Source organism: Natrinema amylolyticum, from assembly GCF_020515625.1.
Taxonomy (GTDB): domain Archaea; phylum Halobacteriota; class Halobacteria; order Halobacteriales; family Natrialbaceae; genus Natrinema; species Natrinema amylolyticum.
The window spans coordinates 1,509,839-1,530,950 of sequence record NZ_JAIWPJ010000001.1 but is presented as its reverse complement, the minus strand read 5'-3'; the positions used below and the strand labels follow the sequence as shown (position 1 = coordinate 1,530,950).

Annotated in this window: 18 protein-coding genes; 5 read left to right on the top strand and 13 right to left on the bottom strand. The window is 65.6% G+C overall.

Annotation, left to right across the window (positions count from 1 at the left end; all coding sequences use genetic code 11):
• Positions 1-220: 220 nt before the first annotated feature.
• Positions 221-2,293, bottom strand: a complete 2,073-nt coding sequence (locus LDH66_RS07570) for a TRAP transporter permease (protein WP_226480442.1) — start codon at positions 2,291-2,293, stop codon at positions 221-223.
• Positions 2,294-2,339: 46 nt separating this feature from the next.
• The gene (locus tag LDH66_RS07565) at positions 2,340-3,395 is read right to left on the bottom strand and encodes a TAXI family TRAP transporter solute-binding subunit (protein ID WP_226480441.1); all 1,056 of its coding nucleotides are present in this window, start codon (positions 3,393-3,395) and stop codon (positions 2,340-2,342) included.
• Positions 3,396-3,666: 271 nt separating this feature from the next.
• On the opposite strand from LDH66_RS07565, the gene LDH66_RS07560 reads away from it, so the two are divergent.
• Positions 3,667-4,875 carry an MFS transporter gene (locus LDH66_RS07560; protein WP_226480440.1) on the top strand — a complete coding sequence of 403 codons (1,209 nt, stop codon included), beginning with the start codon at positions 3,667-3,669 and terminating at the stop codon, positions 4,873-4,875.
• A gap of 38 nt (positions 4,876-4,913) precedes the next feature.
• Here LDH66_RS07560 and LDH66_RS07555 read toward each other — a convergent pair whose 3' ends face one another.
• The 4 genes from LDH66_RS07555 to LDH66_RS07540 all read right to left on the bottom strand — a co-directional run bounded on the left by LDH66_RS07555 (position 4,914) and on the right by LDH66_RS07540 (position 9,875).
• A complete protein-coding gene (locus tag LDH66_RS07555) occupies positions 4,914-5,288 on the bottom strand; it encodes a VOC family protein (protein ID WP_226480956.1) in 375 nt (124 codons plus the stop codon).
• A gap of 52 nt (positions 5,289-5,340) precedes the next feature.
• The gene (locus LDH66_RS07550; protein ID WP_226480439.1) at positions 5,341-6,003 is read right to left on the bottom strand and encodes a helix-turn-helix domain-containing protein; all 663 of its coding nucleotides are present in this window, start codon (positions 6,001-6,003) and stop codon (positions 5,341-5,343) included.
• A gap of 182 nt (positions 6,004-6,185) precedes the next feature.
• A complete protein-coding gene (locus tag LDH66_RS07545; RefSeq protein WP_226480438.1) occupies positions 6,186-7,487 on the bottom strand; it encodes a Coenzyme F420 hydrogenase/dehydrogenase, beta subunit C-terminal domain in 1,302 nt (433 codons plus the stop codon).
• Positions 7,488-9,875 (bottom strand): rhodanese-like domain-containing protein, encoded by a 2,388-nt coding sequence (locus tag LDH66_RS07540; RefSeq protein WP_226480955.1) that lies wholly within the window; start codon positions 9,873-9,875, stop codon positions 7,488-7,490.
• 437 nt (positions 9,876-10,312) lie between these two features.
• Between LDH66_RS07540 and LDH66_RS07535 the strand changes: the two genes are divergently transcribed.
• On the top strand, positions 10,313-10,507 hold the full coding sequence (locus LDH66_RS07535; RefSeq protein WP_226480437.1) for a cold-shock protein: 195 nt from the start codon (positions 10,313-10,315) through the stop codon (positions 10,505-10,507).
• A 241-nt stretch (positions 10,508-10,748) separates the two neighbouring features.
• Here LDH66_RS07535 and LDH66_RS07530 read toward each other — a convergent pair whose 3' ends face one another.
• On the bottom strand, positions 10,749-11,111 hold the full coding sequence (locus LDH66_RS07530) for a cell division protein SepF (RefSeq protein ID WP_226480436.1): 363 nt from the start codon (positions 11,109-11,111) through the stop codon (positions 10,749-10,751).
• A 188-nt stretch (positions 11,112-11,299) separates the two neighbouring features.
• Here LDH66_RS07530 and LDH66_RS07525 point away from each other — a divergent pair, with 188 nt between their 5' ends.
• Positions 11,300-12,064 (top strand): DUF1028 domain-containing protein, encoded by a 765-nt coding sequence (locus tag LDH66_RS07525; protein ID WP_226480435.1) that lies wholly within the window; start codon positions 11,300-11,302, stop codon positions 12,062-12,064.
• Positions 12,065-12,184: 120 nt separating this feature from the next.
• Here LDH66_RS07525 and LDH66_RS07520 read toward each other — a convergent pair whose 3' ends face one another.
• Positions 12,185-12,664: an RNA-binding protein gene (locus LDH66_RS07520; protein WP_226480434.1), complete on the bottom strand. Its 480-nt coding sequence runs from the start codon at positions 12,662-12,664 to the stop codon at positions 12,185-12,187.
• A gap of 137 nt (positions 12,665-12,801) precedes the next feature.
• Between LDH66_RS07520 and LDH66_RS07515 the strand changes: the two genes are divergently transcribed.
• Together LDH66_RS07515 and LDH66_RS07510 are read left to right on the top strand one after the other, a co-directional pair.
• Complete coding sequence (locus tag LDH66_RS07515) at positions 12,802-13,098, top strand: DUF7562 family protein (protein ID WP_226480433.1); 297 nt, start codon at positions 12,802-12,804, stop codon at positions 13,096-13,098.
• Between the two features lie 51 nt (positions 13,099-13,149).
• Entirely contained in the window at positions 13,150-14,448 is a 1,299-nt protein-coding gene (locus LDH66_RS07510; RefSeq protein ID WP_226480432.1) for an RNB domain-containing ribonuclease, read from the top strand.
• A 360-nt stretch (positions 14,449-14,808) separates the two neighbouring features.
• On the opposite strand, the gene LDH66_RS07505 is transcribed toward LDH66_RS07510, so the two are convergent.
• From LDH66_RS07505 to kdgK1, 5 genes are all read right to left on the bottom strand, one after another.
• Positions 14,809-15,588, bottom strand: a complete 780-nt coding sequence (locus LDH66_RS07505) for an alpha/beta fold hydrolase (protein WP_226480431.1) — start codon at positions 15,586-15,588, stop codon at positions 14,809-14,811.
• 69 nt (positions 15,589-15,657) lie between these two features.
• Positions 15,658-16,200 carry a GNAT family N-acetyltransferase gene (locus LDH66_RS07500; protein ID WP_226480430.1) on the bottom strand — a complete coding sequence of 181 codons (543 nt, stop codon included), beginning with the start codon at positions 16,198-16,200 and terminating at the stop codon, positions 15,658-15,660.
• A 515-nt stretch (positions 16,201-16,715) separates the two neighbouring features.
• Positions 16,716-17,900, bottom strand: a complete 1,185-nt coding sequence (locus LDH66_RS07495; RefSeq protein ID WP_226480429.1) for a hypothetical protein — start codon at positions 17,898-17,900, stop codon at positions 16,716-16,718.
• A gap of 430 nt (positions 17,901-18,330) precedes the next feature.
• Positions 18,331-19,980 (bottom strand): PGF-CTERM sorting domain-containing protein, encoded by a 1,650-nt coding sequence (locus LDH66_RS07490; RefSeq protein ID WP_226480428.1) that lies wholly within the window; start codon positions 19,978-19,980, stop codon positions 18,331-18,333.
• A gap of 108 nt (positions 19,981-20,088) precedes the next feature.
• Positions 20,089-21,048, bottom strand: coding sequence for a bifunctional 2-dehydro-3-deoxygluconokinase/2-dehydro-3-deoxygalactonokinase (kdgK1, locus tag LDH66_RS07485; RefSeq protein ID WP_226480427.1), 960 nt, complete (start codon positions 21,046-21,048; stop codon positions 20,089-20,091).
• Positions 21,049-21,112 lie beyond the last annotated feature (64 nt).

Below are 21,112 nucleotides of genomic sequence, written 5' to 3'. Positions count from 1 at the left end.
CCCCGGATGTTCTGGTTTTGCCGCTTTTACGACTACAGACGAACGGTACTTTCGTGATCAAACGAACAGATAGTCAGTCGATACCCGACCCGATTACTATAATCGTTTTTCGTTAGAGTCGTCTCCCACGGTGGAATCGGTCGCGAAATCGAAACGTGACGGAAGCTACTGGTACGAGAGCGATCCGAAACGGTACTGAAGGACGGTGCGTCGAAGGCGGTCAGGGCTGTCCGCCGCGACCGGCACCGGAAACTGCACCGGTCGGCTCCGACTGTCCGAGCGTCGTCTGAACGCCGTAGAGGACGAGGACGAGGGCGAGCGCACCGAGTTGGATCATCTGTTCGGGGTGAACCATGGCGACGATACCGGCCACGGCGAACACGACTCTGAGACCGAACGTCGCGCCGCGGGCGAACGTGAAGCGATAGTTGATACCGTGGATGATCGCGATCGCTCCCAGCAGTGCGATCGCGCCCGCGCTCAGCGCGGCCGCGGAGAACTCGCCGGAGACGACCGCCGGATGGTAGACGAAGACGAACGGGAGGACGAACAGCGGTGCGGAGATCTTGATCGCCTCGATGCAGGTCCGCCAGAAGTCACCGCCGGCGATCCCCGTCGCGACCGCGACGCACGTCGCGATCGGCGGCGTCAGTCCCGCCAGGATGGCCGCGTAGAAGACGAAGTAGTGAGCCGCGAGGTCCGGAATGAGGAACTGGTTGATCAGCGTCGGCGCGATCAGCAAGGCGACGACGGTGTACGACGCGGTCGTCGGCATCCCGAGCCCGAGCAGGATACAGATGACCATCGCGAGGAAGAACGCGATCAGCGGGACGCCGCCGGAGAGGTCCATCAGCGTGAGCGAGATCGCGGTTGGGACACCGGTCGCCATCAGAATGTCGACGATGCCGTTGATCGCTGCCAGAATGATCGCGATCGGTGCGACCACGATGACGCCCTGCCGGAAGCCCTCGAGCGTCTGTTTGAGCGTGTGGAGCAGCGTCGCACCGAGACTGTCTCCTTCGAGCGCCGCGTCGACGAGCGGGATCAGGAGTCCGAGTACGATCATGGCGACGGCCGTCTGCAGCGCCGCCGTCATCACCGTCACCTGCACGATGCCGAGCTGGTAGACCAACAGGAGCAACGGCACGCCGTACTTGATGGACTCGAGGAACACGTCCTGCCGACTGAGTGCGTCGTCGAACAGACCGGTCATCGAGGGGTTGTCGATCTGCGGAGCCGCCACGTAGTGGACGGCGATGAAGATCGAGACGACGAGGATTACCGCGGGAATGAGGCCCGCGACGATGACGTCCCCGTACGTGATGCCCGTGATCAGCGAGGCCATGATGAAGGCACCGGCACCCATGACGGGCGGCAGCACCTGTCCGGACGTCGAGGCGACCGCTTCGATCCCGCCGGCGGTCTCGGGTTTGACGCCGCTCTTTTTCATCAGCGGGATCGTGAACGAACCAGTCATGCCGGCGTTTGCGGTCTGGCTCCCGTTGACCGAGCCGATAATTGCGCTCGCGAGGACCGCGGTCTGTGCGATCCCGGAGTCGATGTACTTCGCGGATCGGACGGCGATCCGGAGGATGAGGTCGAACGCGCCGTACGCCTTCAACAGCCCGGCGTACAGCAGGAACAGCGCGATCCACGCCGCGACGAGCTGCGTCAGGAAGCCGTAGAACCCGTCGCCGCTGATCGCGAGGATTCGGAGCGTTCGTTCGATAGTGAGCCCGCCGTGGCTGAGCGTCCCCGCCAGATACGGGCCGGCGAACCCGTACCCGATACCGCCGAGTACGACGGCCAGGAAGGTGACGCCGAACGATCGCCACGTGAGGTAGATCATCATCAACGAGAGCGCGAGCGCGAGTGCGATCTCGTAGTCGTAGGCGTGGCCGGCGCGAACGTTGACGATCTCCTGATAGGACGCGAATAGATACACCGTCCCGGTCAGTACGATTCCGCCCGAAACGGTCATCAGCGCCGTTTCGAGCCAGTTTTTCTCTTCGATCGTATCGGGAAGCTCGATCAGCAGATACAGGATGAGGACGCCGCCGAGGAAGAGGGTCGCGTAGCGCCCCCGATCCATCATCTGCGTCTTGGAGTACCAGAAGACCACCAACCAGAACGGGATCGACCCGAGGATCACCGCCCATTCGAACTTGCCTCGGAGCCCGTCAGCGACCGAGAGGGGGTCGTCGGTCTCGAGGATACTCTCGTCGGGAGCCGGTACGTCTCCGTCGTCGCCGTCTCGGGTATCGTCAGTGCTGTTATCGTCGTTTGCTACCATTGGTCAGGATTACCGAAAGGGGGAACCGGGCGATTCGGCGCGTCGATTACTCGCCGGACTCGGCTTCACCGCGCGTCCAGGCGTCGTCCCAGACGTCGTTCTCTTCGAAGAATTCGGCGACGCCCTCGTGGACCTCGAGGTCCTCCATGACCGTCTCCGTCATCTTTTCGGGCGTGAAATCGAGCGTCGTCTTGTCCGCCTCGCGGAGCGTGTCCTCGTGCTCGAGCGAGAGCCGGGCGATCTCCTTGGTCGCTTCGGCGGGGACGTCGGGACCGAACGCCCACTGCGCCGCGAGCGACCACGAGGTGACCGTGTCCGTGATATCGGTCACGTCCTGCTCGTAGCCGTAGGGCTCGAACTCCTCGAGCAGCGCGCCGGGGTGGTCCTCGATGGCCTGTCGGAACTCGTCGTCGACCTCGAGCAGGTAGAGGCCGTCGCCGCTTCGAACGTCGACCTCCTGACACCAGCCGGAGAGTTCGACGCCGTTCGCGCCGTACATACAGATTGCGTCGATGTTCCCTTCCTCGACCTGGCCGGGAATGTCGCTGGTGTCGGCCTTGTTGATATCGTTCTGTTCCCAGACGCCGGCGTCCTCGAGGATTTCCTTCGTCAGCTGTCGCGTCCCGAAGCCGGGTTGGATGGGATAGATGGTGTAGCCGCCCTCTTTGAGATCCGCCGTCGACTCGAGGCCGCTGTCCTCGAGACCGAGCATGTGGATCTGCAGCGACGTGAACATGAAGCCCTGGTGGGGGAGCGTCTCGACGGGGTTGTCCGCGAACGGCCCCTCGTCCGCCATCGCCTTCGCGATCGAGTTGTTATCGACGCCCATCGCGGGAATGTTGTCGCTGTCGTACTCCTGGAGGTTCGCGATCCAGCCGTCCGTTACCTGTACGGAGACGTTGACCGTGTCGCTGTGCTGGCTGGCGGCACGTGCGAGCGCCTGCCCCGCCGCTTGCGTCGAACTGTTCTGGGATGTCCCACCGATCGTAACGGTGATCTTGTCGCCGCTGTCGCCGCTGAGACAGCCGGCCATACTGATAACGCCGGCCGTCGCTGCGCCTTTTAGAACGTCTCGCCTGCGCTGACCGCTGTTGGCACACATACGGCCCCTCAGTTTCGAATAACACTATAAATAACTGTTGTTATGGTCTAAACAACCATGACTTTCTGAAACTGACACTTATTGTGCCCTAGTTATGGGCACACATACCAGAACATGGTTTAGAGGCCCTGAAAGTAGTTAAAATACACATGTGATGAATCTATGTTGTTTCAATCTATACTATAATAATTCTTGAACTTAGGGTCTATTCTCTATCCATAGACGAGCATAATAGCATCTTTTTTAACTTGTTCTCGATCAGTACTGCGCAATGGATCGGTCGTACTGGAAGACGGTGCTTCTCGTCACGACGTGGCAGATCTCCGCGAGCATCTGTTATTACACGATCTTTGCGGCGACGCCGTTTTTTCGCGACGCGTTCGGTCTCTCTCGGTTCTCGGTCGGCGTCGTCGTCACCACGCTCACCCTCGGTTACGCCGTCTTCCTGTTGCCGCTGGGCGCGCTGACGGACCGATTCGGCGAACGACTGACGCTGACGCTCGGTCTCGTCGGACTCGCAGCGGGCACGCTTCTCGTCGCGGGAGCGCCGACGTATGCACTGTTGCTCGCGGCGGTGTTCGTCCTCGGATCGATGTACGGAACCGCGATTCCCGGAACGAATAAGGCCGTCTTCGACAACATCGAGCCGGGCCGCCAGAACCTCGCGATGGGGATCAAGCAGGTCGGCGTCACCGGCGGCAGCGGTATCAGCGCGCTCCTCATTACCGGCCTCGCGGGGGCGCTCTTCTGGCAGGCCGGATTCCTCGTCGCCGCGGCGGTCGGTCTGGTCGTCGCCGTCCTCTTCTCTCACAGCTACGCGAGCGACAGCGGCGGGAAAGCGGCGGACTACCCCGACTTTCGGGCGCTGCTCTCGAACCGGCCCTACCTCGTTCTGACGACTGCGGGACTATTCCTCGGCGCGGCACTGTTCACGACGACCGGGTACACCGTCCTCTACGTCGAGGAATCGATCGGCGCGTCGGTCGCGTTCGGCGGTATCGTCCTCGCGCTCGTCCAGTTGTTCGGCAGCGTCGGCCGCGTGCTAACGGGCTGGCTGAGCGACGTGCTCCCCGGCGAACCCCGCGTCAGGATCGGACTATTGCTCGTCGCCCAGTCGCTGGGCAGTGCCGTCATGTTCGTCGTCGTCGCGTCGACGACCACCGAACTCGGAGCCGCGGTCGCGTTCTCCGTGCTCGGCTTCTTCGTCCTCGGCTACACCGGCGTCTACTACTCCGTCATGGCGACGCTCGTCCGCGCCGACGAGATGGGCGGCGCGACCGCCGGCGGCCAGCTCGCGCTCACCAGCGGCGCGCTCGTCGCGCCACCCGCGTTCGGCTACCTCGCCGACACGGTCGGCTACCGAACCTCGTGGCTCTTCCTGGCCGCCGTCGTCACGGTCGCGGCCGGCCTCCTCGTTCAGGTCGTTCGAACGCAGCCGACCGTCGCGGAACCCGCCGCGGCCGAGTCCTCCGAGACGTAGCCGATCGCGAGGCGCGCTCTCCGTCGCTCCGTCGGCACCTACTCGAGTTCTTCGACCAGTTCGACGACGTAGCCGTCCGGGTCCTCGACGAACGCGACGCGGACGTCGATGTCGGCCATCGTCGTCGGCTCCGTCTGCACCGGCGGATCTTCTCGCTCTCTCAACTGCTCGAAGGTCTCGTCGGTGCTATCGACGCCGACCGCGACGTGGGCCATCGTCCCCGAATCGATTTCCGGACCGCCATCGGGATCGTATTTGAACTGAAACTCGCCGTTCTCGCCGCCGATATAGACGTTTTCGACGCCGTCGTCGGCGGTGAACGACCAGTTCTCTTCCAGTCCGAGGCCGTCGATATAGAACTCGCGCGTCCGCTCGATGTCCGATACCCACAGGGCCGTGTGAATGACGTCCATGTCCTCGAGAAGGGAGGCGTCCGTCAAAGGGTTACTGGGACAGCGCGGCGAATTACTGCTGCTCCCCCTCCGCCTCGAGGATCGCGTCCATCAGCTTCGTCTGGGCCGCCGCCAGATGCTCGGTAAACGTCGACCGGGCGACGCCGAGTTCCTCGGCCACGTCCGTCGCGTTCGCGCCCTTCGGATAGTCGAAGTAGCCCATCTCGTGGGCCGTCTCGATGATCTCCCGCTGTCTCGTCGTGAGTTCCTCGCGGTCGACGACGACCGGATCGGCGGAGACCCCCTCGTGGTCCTGCGTGAGTTCCTCGACGACGACGCCGTCGAAGTACGCGCGCAGTTCGTCGACGATCTCGGCGATCTCGGCCAGTTCGAGGGTTCGAAAGGAGAGGAGCAACGCTCCGTTCTGGGCGCGGACCGACGAGACCAGCGTTCCCGTCCCCTCGATGACTTCGCAGGCGCAGTCGGCGGTGCCGTCGCGCTCGAACCGATAGATCGCCTCTCTGTCGTTGGATTGGACCGGCGTCAGTTCGACGTCGTGATCCCCCTCGACCGAGGCGTCGGCGTCGACGCCGAACTCCTCGACGACCGTTCCCTCGGCCGTCGACTGAGACGACCGAGAGACCGAGTCGACCGGTTCCTCGAGGGAGGCGGAGACGTCGGCCACCGGACAGTCCGCCGGTTCGTCGACGACGACCGTTGCACGAAAGCCCGTCATATCGGTTCGTACGGCCGCACGCGGGATAACGGCGAACGGGAATTCCCGCCGGGTGAAAATTCTTCACACTGGCGGGGGGTCGGCGAATCGCCGCCGCCGACAGCGCTCGCTCAGTGCTGTCGTCGACAGCGCCCGCTCAGTGCTGCCGTCGACAACGCTCGCCCCGGTGTCGCACCGCCGTCTCAACACCACTCCTCGTACTGGTGGACGCGGGCCGGATTCAGCGGCTCCGGCTCGCGATCGGTCCCGTCGTAGGCCTCGCGGTGGCGTTCGTAGGGGATCCCGATGCTCCCTTCGGGGTCGAACTCCCGCGGGAGGATCGATTCCGCACGTCGCCGGTTCCAGTCGGCCAGTTTCTCCAGGGTCGACGGCCGGTCGATTTCCGTCGTCTCGAGCCCGGTCGCCGCGGCTCGCTCCCATGCGGAGTCGCCGGTTTCAGTCCGAACGATCGCGGTCGTGTAGCCCTCCTCGCTGCCGACGTTGCCGACGCTGATGTCGGCCGCGTCGCCGACGAAATCGGCGCACTCGTCGCAGCCGCGTAGCCCCGCCGCGTCGAACGCCGCGACGTCTTCCTCGAGGAGGGTCTCGCCGTTCTCGTCGACTGCGTGCAGCCGTCCGTCGCTGATGTCGAGCGACTCGACGGCCGCGGGATCGACGTCGAAGGCCTCGAGACGCGAGACCAGACGGCCGTGCTCGAAGCTGCGGGTACACATCAGAGCGATCGTGAGCGCGATCGGATCGGCCGGTGCGTGATCGTAGCGATCGAGCGCGGTCGCGCCCTGAATCACGCACGGCGTCCCGACGAGCGCGAGGTCCGGATCGTCCGTCTCGCGGGTCGTTTCACTCCCCGCTCGACTGTCCGAGGCACTGTGCGCCTCGCTCTCGAGATCGGCATCGGCGAGCAACTCCTCGATCTGCCCCAGCCCCATCGTCTGATTGTAGATGCTGCCGCCGGCGTCGAGCAGGTCCTCGCGCGAGGTCGCCAGGAACGCCTCGCCGCGGAGCGGTTCGTCGTCGCGCTCGCGGGCGACGATCGCCCCGTCCAGTTCGCCGGCCTCGATCAGTTCCGCGAGGAGCGCGGTCACGACGCCGCCGTCCTGGCCGGCGTCGGCGGCGTCGGCGTCCGCCCGCGCGGCGTAGGTCGCCGGCTCATCGAGGTGACGTTCCTCGCGCGCGAGCTCGAGGTGGCGCTCGTAGCGCAGGCCGCTGCGGGGACAGAAGTCCCAGCAGCGCGAGCAGCCGGTGCACATCTTGACGAGGGTCGGTCTGCCCTCGTCCTCGTCGATACCGATGGAGTCGGAGGGGCAGGCGGCGACACAGGAGGCACACTGGATACAGCGGTCGGCCTCGATGACGGCCTCGTCCAGGTCCCGGAACCAGATCTTGCCGGGGGCCTCGGCGACGTCGCGGTCACGTTCGCGCGGGTCGCTGCCGACCCCCTTGACGCCCTGCCGGGGAACGCTCGGCCGGTGCGTGCCGCTCATTCAGCTCACCTCCGTCCCGATGGCTGGCGGCTCGCGCGCCGGCGGATCCGTGACGATCTCCCGCAGGTCCGCGTTCGCGGTCCGGCGCGTCCACTCGGTGAAGGACTCGTCGGGCCCGCTGTCGGCGTCGTAGGCCCGCATCGTCGCTTTGACGACCCCGGGAACGTCGTCGATCGGGATCTTCCCGACGAGCCAGTCGATGAACTCGTCGTTCCCGAGGTCGCCGCCGAGGCCGAGGTCGGCCGCCCGCCCGGACTCGTAGTCGTCGCGGTAGACCTCACCTCGCAGCCCGAAATCGCCGAGTTGAGGCTGAGCACAGGAGGCCGAACAGCCAGACATGTGGATCCGGATCGCCTCGTGGTCGTCGGCGATCCCGGCCTCCTCGGCCCAGTCGTCTAACTCGCGTGCCCACCTGATCGCCCGGTTTTTCGTCTCGATGATCCCGTAGTTACAGAACTCCCGGCCCGTGCAGGTGACGATCCCGCGCGTGAACGGCCCCGGATCCGGGCTGTATCGCTCGAGGAGCGGTTCCTCGAGCAGCGCCTCGAGTTCCGTGTCGTCCAGGTGGGGAACGAGGACGTTCTGGTTGGGCGTCAGGCGGAGTTCGCCGTCGCCCAATTCGCCGCTCAGGCGGGCGAGATCTGCGAACTCGTCGCCGCCCATGCGACCCGTCGGGACGTTCAGGCCGACGTACGAGCGGCCGTCCACCTGTTCGTGAACGCCGACGTGGTCGCCCCGGTACTCCATCGTCAGGGTCTCGTCGGGCTCGACGAACTCGAAGTCGGCGTATGTCTCGAGTTCGTCGCGGAACTCCTCGGGGCCGAACTCGGCGACGAGGAATCGCAGGCGGTTGACCGCGGTGTCGAGGTAGCTGCCGTGATCTACGAACAGGTCGGCCATCGCGGCGACGAGGTCGTCGACCTGCTCGGGTTCGACGAAGAGGTCGATGTCGCTGGCGACCCGCGGGCCGTCCGAGAGGCCGCCGCCGACCCGCGCGACGAACCCCTCGCGGCCGTCCTTGCGGGCCGGCGTCAGCCCGAGGTCCTGGATCCCCGACCGGGCGCAGTCCTCGTGACAGCCGGTGACGCTGACCTTGAACTTCCGGGGCAGGTTGGCGTAGTGATGGTCGCCGAGGAATCGCTGACTCACCCGCTCGACGACGGGTCGGATATCGACGGTCTCGTCGGGATCGAGTCCGGCCGCGGGACAGCCGACGACGTTGCGCACGGAGTTCCCGCAGGCCTGCATCGTCGAGAGGCCGACCGCGTCGTAGCGGTCCCAGATCTCGGCGACGTCCTCGATCTCGATCCAGTGCATCTGGACGTCTTGGCGCGTCGTCACGTCGAGGTAGCCGTCGCCGAAGACCGGGTTCTGGTCGGGGCCGCCATACTCCTCGGGGGCCCTCGCGAACTCGTCGGCGACCTCGCCGACCGCGCGGGCCTGCTCGGCGGTCAACACGCCGCCGGGAGCCCGCGTCCGGAGCATGAAGTAGCCACGCTGTTTCTGGTGGTAGAGCCCGATCAGCTTCAGACGGCCGAGCACGTCCTCGCCCAGTTCGTCGACCATCGCCTCGAAGCCGCCGTTGTCGGCGTAGTATCGGACCTGTTCCTGTAACTCGACTGGGTCCCACTCCGGTGCTTCGGCGCGCACCCAATCGGTCAGGCTCCCCTCGTAGAACGAGACGTCCTCGTAACCCAGGTGTCGGAGCGCGACGAAGGTGTGGCTGAGCCGCCGCGCCGTGTTACAGTAGAGGACGATCCGCTCGTCCGGCGTGATGCCGTTCTCGGCGAGCAGGTCCTCGAGTTCGTCCTCGTCTCTGAGCCGCCCGTCCTCGAGCAGGTCTACCCAGTCGAGGTGGACGGCTCCGGGAACCCGCGACTGCTCGTACTCGGCGGCGGTCCGGGTGTCGACGACGACCGCGTCGCCCTCGACGGCGGCTTCGACGCCCTCGCGGTCGACGATCGGCGCGTCGTCCCGCAGCGTCGCCTCGTACGCGCTCGGCTCTGAGTCGGTGACAGCAGTGGTGAGCGCCCGGTCCTCGGCCTCGCGCCACCCCTCGAGACCGCCGTCGAGCAAGAAGAGGTCTCCCTCGTGGCCGTAGACGGCGGCGGTGAGCAGGAACCGGGCCGCGAGCGCGCCGCCGTCGTCCCCGTACGCGACGACGGTGTCCGTGCGATTGATTCCGGCCTCGCGTACCAGATCGGCGAAGTCGTCGGGGGCCGGGAGCTTCCCGTCGGCGACGCTGCTCGGATCGCGAAACCGGTCGGCCGGGACGCTGACCGCGCCCGGAACGTGACCCAGTCGCCCGTAGTCTCGCTCCTCGCGGACGTCGACGACGACCACCGAATCCGCGTCGCGGTGGGCCGCGAGCCACGACGGCGAGACGATTCCGAGATCGGGAGTCACGAGCGATCACCCGCACACTCGCGGTCGGTCTCCCCCTCCGCTCGAGGCGGATGCGGAATCGTCGCTCGCCCCGCTTGTCGAAGATTCGATACTGCCGTTCTCATTGTGTAAGTGGCGGTAGCGCTCGGAACCCCTTTCAGCTACGCGTACGGGTAAGCGATACCGTCGCTCCCGAACGGCGGCAGTGAGGCGTCGGCGTTCCTGACAGTATCGTTACCCTTGATATGGCCCGCCTTTATTCGCCCCTCGAGACGGACCGGACTGTTCGAAGCCGCTCGAGCGGGAGTCGCGGCCGGCCGGGATCGTCACAGAACGCGGCAAGAATGGCTGGCTCCATACATCGAACGAACGGCTCCGACGGTCGTGATAGCGTGACTCTCGGAAGCCTTATCCCCCGATCGACCCTACGTATGTTTGTAATGGCGAAAGGAAGCGTTGATTTCTTCAACGACACAGGCGGCTACGGTTTCATTGAGACGGACGACGCGGACGATGACGTTTTCTTCCACATGGAAGATGTTGGCGGTCCGGATCTCGAAGAAGGCACAGACATCGAATTCGATATCGAACAGGCTCCCAAGGGCCCGCGCGCGACGAACGTCAAGCGCACGTAAATTCGAGTTCAACGCGTCGCTGAACGCGACGCGAGAGTATCGGTTTATTTTATGCAGATCGAACGGACAGCGGGAGCGACGTCATTAGTTCGGTTCGCCGCAAGCCGGCCGGGAGCGGTGACTACCAACGAGAACAGCGGATCCGGCCGCTATTCGGAGGCTGTCTGACTGTCGAGAAGCGGCTGCCGCGGCAATCAATTCGGCGTCGACCGCGGAGCGAACGACCGGCCGATGACGACCGCTATAATTTCTGACCCAGCTTTTCGCGGCTGATGTGGACGCCGGTCGGCGTGATGATCATCTGATCCTCGCCCTTTCGGACGATGTCGCCGTCGACCTCCTCGGCGACCTGCCGGAGTTCGTCGACGATGTGTTCGACGGTACTGTCCTCGGTCCGCAGGCGCGTGATGTCAGCGATGACGATGTCACCGTCGTAGACGGCGTCTTTGATGTCGATCGCGTCAGCTTGACTGCCGACCTCCGCGATGTGTACCTGCATCGCCGCCTCGGCGGAGCCCGTCGAGACGTCCTCGAGGTTCAGTTCCGAGTAGTCCTCGACGGACCTGGACTGGTTGCCGCCGAGAATTTTGCTCATGAGTCCCATTGGCGGTATCCACCGCCGCCGTCAGTATAGTTCTTACGTCAGACACGGTCCCGTCGGCTGGACTGTCCGGGACGGCGACGGGTCGAACCCGCCGAGAGTGCGATCGACGGTCGACGGGATCGGTCCGACGACCGAGACGGCACCGGTCGTCCATAGATTTTTAATCCGCCACATCTAACGCGGAAACTATGACGTTCAGCATCTGCGTTCGCGAGGAGTACGAGACCGAGAGCGGTGACCGACACCGCCGGTTCGGCGTCGCGGTCACGACGCGGTTGCCGGGCGTGGGGACGCTCTGTCCGTTCGTCAGCGATCGGGGCGCCGTCGCGACTCAGAGTCTCGTCAACGTCGAACTCGGCGAGCGCGGAATCGAGTACGTCGACGATGGCCTCGCGATCGACGACGCCCTGCAGGCCCTGCTCAACGCCGACGACGGCGCGCCCCAGCGCCAGCTACACGGCGTCGACAGCGAGACGACCTTCGCGTTCTCCGGCGACGAGTGCGTCGAGGAATACGGCCACCGCGAGGGCGATCACTACACCGTCGCGGGGAACATGCTGACCGGCGAGGCCGTCCTCGAGGCGGCCGCCGACGCCTACGCGGCGAACGCGGTCCACGACGAGACGGACCCCTCGACGGGCCCGAGCGCCGTCACGGAAGACGTCGAGACTGATCCGCTCGCGAAGCGGCTGATCGATGCGCTGGCGGCCGGCGACCTCGAGGGCGGAGACAAACGCGAGGAGCTGTCGGTCCAGAGCGCGGCGGTGGTCGTCGAGACGACGGAGTCACACGCCGTCGAACCGCCGTACAACGACCTGCGGCTCGACGCGACCGAGACGCCGATCGCGGACCTCCGAGAGACCTACGAGCTCGCGGAACGGGGCTACAGGGACACCCTCGCGCAGTACGAAGGCGCGTTCGAAGCTGATTCGCTCGACGCGGCCTCGGAGTGAGGCGTTCGATCGACTCGCACGGCCCGCACGACTCGGACTCCGACGGCGCGGTCGCTCGAGCGAGTGCGACTCGGCAGAAGCGATCGATCAGCAGCGATCGATTCGACGGTCGCGGACGAATTATCCCGTGAACTCGTAGAGTTCGTCGCCGACGTGGTGGAGCGAATCGACGACCTTCCCCTCGTCGCCGGCCATCTCCGCGCCGTCGACGCGGGCGCGGCCGACCGCGAGCACTTTGCCGTGCGATTCCTCCGCGATGACGACCAGATCGTCCGGCGAGATGTCCTCGGTCGCCTCGGTGATCCCCGGACGCATCACGTCGGCCCCGTCGCTGACGAACGAGACGGCCCCCGCGTCGACGGTGACCAGTCGCTTCTCGGGCTCGTAGGCGTTCGCGCCGCGGACCGTCAGGAACGGATCCTCGTCGAAGTACGCGACCCGTGGCTCGCCGTCGATGAGGACGACCTCCCAGTCGGTGTCCTCGAACTCGACGCGCTCGTAGGCGTCGCCCTCGGGCGAGACGCCGAGTTGGTCCTCGAGCGTCTCCTCGAGATCGGACACCGCGTCGCTACGGAGGTGATGTCGAGACTTGACCTGCATGTCCGGGGCAACGCGCGGTCCGGAGTTAAAAGGCCCGTTCCGGCGACCGGTCGGCCCCGGTGAATCGGTTGGCCTGACCGTCAGGACGGGGGAAACGTGTGCCAATCGCTAAGTGTGACCACGCCGTCGGACCGTGTATGTGGCCCTCTCGGAACCGGACGGAGACGGTCACCTGTCTGGCCTGTGGCACCGAGCGCCCGCGCGACGAGGCCCGCGAGTACGACAAGCACGGTGACCGCTGGGATCGCGACGGCAAGACCTTCGAACACCTCTGTAAGTCCTGCCACAGCGACCTCTGTCATCACCCTCGCGACGAACTCGAGGGGCTGCTTGTCGAGCTCGAGGCCGGCGAACGGGACCGAGACGTCTTTCTCGAGAGCTATCTCTCGACGGTCGAGGAGCGTTACGGTCCGCTCGAGGAACGCGAGCGATAGCCTGGTTCCCATCCCGACACGACTTTCACTCTCACGTGCGTAGCCCTCGTCATGAGTGACGACGCACAGGCCGAAGCCGGGACCGTGGAAGGTCAGGGACCCGTCGAGGTCTCGGAGGATCTCGCGCGCCATCTCGAGAACAAGCGCGAGGAGTTATTCGAGAAGTTCGAGCTCCGCGACGAGTTCCCGCCGGAAGTCTTGGAGGAGGCCGAGGCCCGAACGGAGGGTGTGACGGCCGAAATCGAAGACGAGATCGACGAGCGGCAGGATCTGCGGGATCTGACGACGTGGACGACGGACCCGATCGACGCCCAGGACTTCGACGACGCGCTCTCGATCGAGGAACGCGACGACGAGTACGTCCTCTGGGTCCACATCGCCGACGTGACCCACTACGTCAACCCGGACACGGCGATGTGGGACGAGGCCGTCGAACGGGGCAACACGGTCTATCTCCCCGGCTACACGGTCCACATGCTGCCGCCGGTGCTCGCCGAGACGGTCTGCTCGCTGGTTCCCAACGAGGACCGACTGGCCCACACCGTCGAGATGCACCTCGACAAGGAGAATTTGGGCTACGAGAACATCGAGATCTACAAGTCGGTCATCGAGTCCGACGAGCGACTCACCTACGCGGAGGCCGAGAGCCGCCTCGAGGACCCCGACGCGCCGCTCCACGACGAGAACGCGCTGGTCTACGACCTCGCCGAGCAGATGCACGAACAGCGCAAGGAGGACGGCTCGCTCGTCCTGAACCCGAGTCGCGACCGCGCCCACACCATCATCGAGGAGTGCATGCTGAAGGCCAACAAGGCCGTCACGCACGAGCTCATGTGGAACCGCGGCGTCTCGGCCATGTACCGAGTGCACCCCCAGCCCAGCCCCGACGAGTGGTCCGAAGCGCTGCGGGAGATTCAGGACTTAGACGGCGTCTCGATCCCCGGCAGCACCTGGGACGACCCGCGGAAGGCCGTCAACGCGACGCTCGAGGAAGCGCCCGGCCGCCAGCTGGACAAGATCCAGTGGGCGGTGATGAAGGTGATGCCCCGAGCGCGGTACATGAACGACCCCTTCGGCGGCCACCACGCGCTGAACTTCGAGATCTATGGCCACTTCACGAGCCCCATTCGGCGGCTCTCCGACCTGATCAACCACTGGATCGTCTACCAGAACGACGTTCCCGAGAACCTCGTCGAACTCTGCGATCGCGCCAGCGACAAGCAGAAAGACGCAGAGCAGTGCGAGCGCGAGTACAAGAACTTCCTGCAGGAGGTCGGCCTCGATCCGATGGCGGTCAACAACCGCGGAATCGAAGTCGTTGACGAGAGCGAAGCCGAGAAAACGCTATAGCGGCCGGTAATCGTCCGATTTTTCTGCTCGATCGAACCACGTGCGGTGGCGCGCGCTGGATCACGGTGACCGCGAAGGGAACCGTGATCCGAAGCCGTACGAGGTCTTCGTGAACGGAGTGAACGAAGGCGTGGAAGACGCGAAGCGTCTTCCTGTGGATGAGCGAGCAGTGCGAGCGTTAGCGCGGGACCGACGGTCCCGCGAACCATACGAACGGGCCGAAGGCCCGTGAGTAGAAATCGGCTGGGGAGGGAATGGAAATCACTGTTGCCAGTGTGAGCAGCGAACTCGAGTCATCGGCCACCGCTACAAATGGACCATCCATCCCGTATGGAAGAGGGCAAGTAGAGCGCACTCGAGCTACAACCCTTCTCGCTTGAGAAACTCGAGCACTGCGTCGGTAAACTGCTCGTCCGGGACGGTCGTCAGGTGGTCGGCGTCGTCGACGACGACGGCCTCGCCGTTCGGAAAGCCGGCCGCGAGTTCGTTCGGATCGCCCGCGATATCGTCGCGTTCGCCCGCGACGATCAGCACCGGGTGCTCGACCTGTGCGATCTCGTCCCAGCCGGCGGGCACCGTTCGCGTCCGGGCGCAGGCCGCGAGCGCTGCGAGGTCGTTGTCGGTCGTCTCCGCGAAGGTTCGGAACCGCTTCCCGACCGGATCGGTGACGTCGTCCGGATCGTCGGCCAGCAGTCCGTCCGCGATCCGGTCGCCGGCGTCGCTCGGCTCGAGCGTCGCCGTGCCGATACCGGCCAGGACGCCGGCGTTGAACCGCTCCGGGTGGCGATACAGTGCCTCGGTACCGATCCGACCCCCCATCGAGTACCCCAGTAGGTCGGCCCGCTCGATCTCGAGGTGGTCCAAGAGGCGGACCACGTCCGCTGCCATCACGTCGGTCTCGTAGGCGGCGGGGTCGTGCGGTCGCTCGCTCTCGCCGTGGCCTCGACAGTCGAGCGCGATGACGCGCCGGCCGGCCTCGAGCAGCGCGTCGTCCCAGCCTCGGTCGTGCCAGTTGCCGTACCGACTCGAGGCGAAGCCGTGGACGAGAACGATCGGCGCGGCCGTCCCGTCGCCGTCGGGAACCAGATCGTCGTACGCGAGACGAACGCCGGCGGAATCGAACGTCGCTCCGGTTGTCATGTGAGACCAATACAATGACCGGACGGGTAACGGTTTGGACCGGTTCGGCCGCCCCTCCGTCCGATCGGGTTAGTCTCCGCCCGAAACCGGTTTCTCGTAGACGTGTTCCTCGAGCCCCGCCGCCAGATCTGACTCTCGAGTCCCGACGCGGTCGAATCCCCGAGATTCGTAGAACGAGATGCCGACGTCGTTGGCGGCGAGGACGGCCAACCGGAGGCGATCGAACTCCGTCGCGAACTGTCGCTCGAGGGTATCGAGCAGCGCGGTTCCGACCCCGTCGTTCCAGTCGTCGGGTCGGACGTAGAGCCGGGCGAGAAACGCGACCGACGGATCCTCCGGCCAGGGGACGGCGTGTCCGAAGCCGTAATACTTCGTTCCGATCCCGGAGCCGTTCGCGGGCGACTCCGTCGAGACGAGGAACGCCGCGTCGTCGCGGCCGCTCGCCTCCGTAATCGACGACTCGAGGTCGCCGATCGCGTACCACTCGTCGACGACGTCGTCAACTGTCTGCGGGCCGAGAACGTCGTCGTAGACGGCGTGCCAGCTCTCGCGTGCGACCTGATGGACGGCCCAGACGTCGTCGACCGTCGCTCGTCGGACGTCTCGAGTCACAGTAGATGGTATCACAGCGCCCCTCAAAAAGCGACGGCCGACCGTCATCGATCCGGTACGTTCGCTGTGCGATGAATTCGGCGCGGAGCGGCCGTAGCGTCGCGGGTCTCGTGCCGGGACGGCCTCCTTTGGACGAATTTATGAGTAGTATTATGGGTTAGATCACCGAACGATTCGACGGCGAGCGGACCCGTCCACCCACCCACACCGTTTTCCCGAACGGGACTCCACCACAGTCCGCCTGCCGTAATTCTCTCGCTTCCGTTCCCTTTCGTCGTCGCTCGTGTTCGGACCGCGACGGTACCGATGACGTGTCGTCAGGACACTGACGACTGGGCCACTGGACTCGAGTCACCCGTATACCGTGCTCGGTCCACGAACTCAACGATCGCAACGCCTCTCGGAGTGCGGGGCTCGATACTGACGCAAAAACGCGATAGTAACGCGAAAAGACGGTCATTCGGTGCGGCTATCCGACGGCGATCGAAAACGCGGAAAGACCGAAGGGCGGTTCGTTACCGTCGGAGGCGGGCGGCGGTACCGATCAGCAGGGCGACCAGCGACGCGCCGACGCCGAAGCCGGGGACGCTGTCTTCGCCCTCGCCGTCACCGTCGCTCCCGCCGTCGTCACCGCTCCCGTCGGCGCTCTGGACGACCACGTCTCGCTCCGAGAAGTGGTCGATCGCCACGAGCACGTCGGCGGCGGCCGCCGCGTCGCTCGATTGGGTCACCATGTAGCGGGGTTCCTCGCCGATACCGCCCTCGAGTTCGCTGTAGGACGAGGCCCGTGCGGCGGCCTCGCCGTCGACGGTCACCGCGAGATCGTCGGCGCTCTCGGCACCGGCGACGGCGGCCTCGGAGACGCTCGTGATGACGACCGTTCCCTCGTGCTGGGCGCGTTCGATCGACATCTCGAGGCGGTCTCGGCTCTCTTCGGACGCGTTCACCGCGATGTCCTGGCCGTAGGTCGCGACGTCGGCGACGCGCTCGCCGTCGCGCTCCTCGGCGTAGAGTTCGGCGGTCGCCGTCCCGTTGGCGATCAGTCGCTCCTGTTCGGCGGCGTTCTCGTCGCGCTCGCCCTCGGCGTACGAGCGGAAGACCAGCGTCGAGTCGCTCTCGAGGTCCGCGGTCACGGTTCTGTTCTCGGTGACGGCCACCTCGCCGTCGCCGACCACGACGAACGCACCGGTGCGTTCGCTGCCGTTGACGACGACGCGGTCGTCGCTTTCGGCGGTGGCCGTACTGTTATCGGCGAGGTCCACTTCGACGTACTGGGCCTCGGTTCCGGCGTCGACGGTCAGGATCCCGCGCTCACTGTCGTGAGCGGTCATCGACGCGGATCCCTCAGTTGCGATCTCGGCGCGCGTCTCGGACTGGGCTCGGAGGTCGAGTCCGAGTCCGGAGAGGTTCGCCACGGCGTCGAGCCCGACGTTCGAACCGAGATCGGTTCGACTGTGGTGGTCGCTCTGGGACGCGACGGTCACGTTCTCGAACACCTGCTCGCCGTCGACGCGGTAGTCGACGAGGGCGTTGCTCGAGGCGTCGAAGGCGACGTGAGTGCCCGCGTAGGCGCTCGCGTCGGCGCTGCCGTCGCTCTGTTGGGAGGGCGATGCTGCGCTCGCACCCGCGCCGACCGCGGCGGCCGGGAGGGCCGCCGTCGTGACGAGGAAGGCGAGTGCAACGACTGTGATTCGATTCATTGCACTCGTCCGGTGACAGTGGGACATAAAGGCCCTTCTGACAGAGCCGTCCAATTGTGCGTGCGAATCACGTACGCGACCGGAGCGATCGCGCGGCCCCGTCTCCGGTTTCGTGAGGTCCCAACGACACGCATAGTCTATCGCTGCATCGGATAGTCTCGGCCGGTCGGACCGCTGTCTCGATGGTGTGACAGCGCTCAGTTCACTCACGCACCGTCAGCGGACACGCGACTACGCAACGAACGAGAGTGAGAGAACGGTACAGTACAGCGAGAAGTGGTGTCTCTATGACGATTCCCCGAAAACCACAATTACGGTACACGGCCCACCGACAGCCGGAGATCCTTTCCTGCCGTTCTCCGTCGCTGCGCTCGCGTCGAGTGCCGTCGAAAAGTGGAACCGAGCAGTGATCGGAAACTGGTGCTACCGACTAGTTCCGGACGCGAGCGAGTAGTCCGGCGGTCGAGATCGCGACGACGCTGACGCCGGCACCGAAGCCGGGAACGCTGTCGCTCGCGTCGTCGGCGTCCTCGCTGGTGATCTCGCTGTCCTCCTCACTGCTCTCGGAATCGTCGCCGTCGCTCGTACTGCCGTCATCGGCGGTCGCACCCGCGATCGTCATCGTCCGCTCGGAGAAGTGGTTGACGCCGATGTAAACGGTCGCCTGCCCTTCTGCCTGCGCGTTCTGGACGACCGTGTATCGGGTCTCGTCGCTGCCGATCGCGCCTTCGACCTCGCTCTTCGAGTCGACTTCGACCGCGGCCTCGCCGTCGATCGTCACCGACAGGTCCTCGAGGCTCCCGACGGCTTCGTCGGAGACGGTCGTCATCACGACCGTGCCCTCGTGGGTGGCGCGGTCGACGGTGATGTTGACCCGATTTTCGGCGCTCTGGCTCGCGTTCGCGGCGGTCTCCTGGCCGTACGTGACGGCGCTCGTGACACTCTCGCCGTTGCGGTGCTCGGCGGTCGCTTCGACGGCGGCGTCGCCCTCGGCGATCAGCGACTCCTCGTATTCGTCGCTCTCGTCGCGTTCGCCCGCCTCGTAGGAGCGGAACGCGAGCGTCGCGTTCTCGCTCAGCGACGCCGACACGTTGCCCTCGGCGGTGACGGTCACGTCGCCGTCGCCGGCGACGAGGAAGACGCCCTCGCGGTCCTCGGTCTCGACGACGACGCGGTCGCCCTCGTCGCGGGCCTCGGCGCTGGCCCCGAGCTCGGCCTCGACGGACTGGGACTCGTTGCCGCTCTCGACGACCAGCGTCCCGTGTCGCGTATCGTGGGCCGATACCGTCGCGTTGCTCTCGGTCCGGGCCTGCGCGCTCGTCTCCGTCTGCGTCGCCACTGACAGTTCCGCGCCGGTCTCGAGCGTCGCCTCGGATTCGGCCTCGCTCTGGGACCGGACGGTGACGGACGCGAACGGCCGGTCGCCGTCGACGCGGTAGTCGGTGATCGCGTCGCCCTGCACGTCGAACCCGACGTGAGTGCCCGCGTAGGCGTCACCCTCCGCGGTCCCGTTCGACTCGTCGTCGGTCGTCTCGTCCGAGTCCGATTCGCTCGTTTCGTTCGACTCGTCGTCAGTCGTCTCGTCCGAGTCCGATTCGCTCGTTTCGTTCGACTCGTCGTCAGTCGTCTCGTCCGATTCGGACTCACTCGTGGTATCGGTCTCGGCGTCGACCTCAGCCTCAGCCTCGGCCTCGACGGACGTTTCCGACTCCACGTCCGCGGTCGTGTTCGAGCCGTCGTCGACGGTCGTCTCGGATTCCCCGTCGACGGAGGTCTCGGCTTCCGCCTCGCCCTCGAGACTCGAGTCGGACTCGCCGTCGGCGCTCGTTTCCGACTCTGATTGAGTGGTCGACTCCGTTTCGCTCGACGTGTTCGATTCAGTGCTCGTCTCCGAGTCGACCTGCGTACTGGAGTCGAGTTCGCCGCTCGAGTCGCTGTCGGCGGTCGTATTCGCCTCGGTTTCGGTCTGGGTGGTCGTCTCCGATTCTACCTGCGTCGTCGTCGCACCGGCGGCCGCGGCCATCGTCACCGTACTCATGACCACGAGCAGTGCGACCAGTAGTGTGGTTCCACGCTTCATTACACTCACTGCTTTTGACTGGTCTATAAAACAGCTTCTGGCAAACCCGTCCAATCGTCGCCGCGACCGCCTCGGAACGCGTCTACTAGTTGAGACGACTCGCGGGAATTACCGCGAGATCTCTTCGCCCTGATCTTTGACGACGCTCTCGACCTCGTCCGCGGTGACGAGCGCGATGTCGCCGGGGATCGTCCGCTTGAGCGACGCGGTCGCCGCGGCGTACTCGAGGGCGGTCGGTACGTCGTCGCCGTCGAGTCGGCGAGCGATGAACGCGCCGGAGAAGGCGTCCCCGGTGCCGATCGGATCGACGGTATCGGTCTCGTAGGCGTCGTGATCGTGGACGATGCTGTCGTGCCAGCCGACCGCGCCCTCCGAGCCGCGGGTGACGACGACGGTCGTGAAATCGTACTGCGAGCCGAGCTTGTGGGCGAGCTGTCGCGGGTCGCCCTCGAAGCCGAGGACCGTTCGCGCGTCGCGAGCGGCGATGATGAGAACGTCGATCCCGGGGAACAGCTTCGTCAGCGTCTCTTTGGCCTCGTCGGGCGACCAGAGCTTTCGCCGGTAGTTGAAGTCGAAGGCGGTCGTCGTCCCGCCCTTGCGGGCCGCCTTGAGCAGATTCAACGTCGTATCCCGGAGCGTGGAGGAGAGCGCAGGCGTGATTCCGGTGGTAAAGAAGACCTGCGCGTCCTGAATCCGATCGATGTCGAACTCGCGGGCCTCCGCCGTCGAGACGGCGGTGTCGTCCCGGTCGTAGATCACGTTCGTCCCGCGCGGTTTGCCCGCGTGCTCGAGGTAGTAGGTCCCCTGTCGGCCCCGGTGGCTCCAGACGATGTCGGTCTCGATGCCGTATCCGCGGAGCTCGCCGACGATCCGGCGTCCGAGCGCCGTCTCGGGTACTTTCGACATCCAGGTCGCCGACGCGCCCAGCCGACTCGCCGCGATGGCGACGTTGCTCTCGGCTCCGGCGGCCCGAACCTCGAACTCGTCGGCGTTCTCGAGCCGTTCGCTGTCCGGCGGCGACAACCGGAGCATCGTCTCTCCGAAGGTGACGATGTCGCTCTGACTCACGGTTCGACACCCCGGATCGATCTGCGGTGTACGGCAGTCACTCTGTCGGCCATACTCGAGCCAA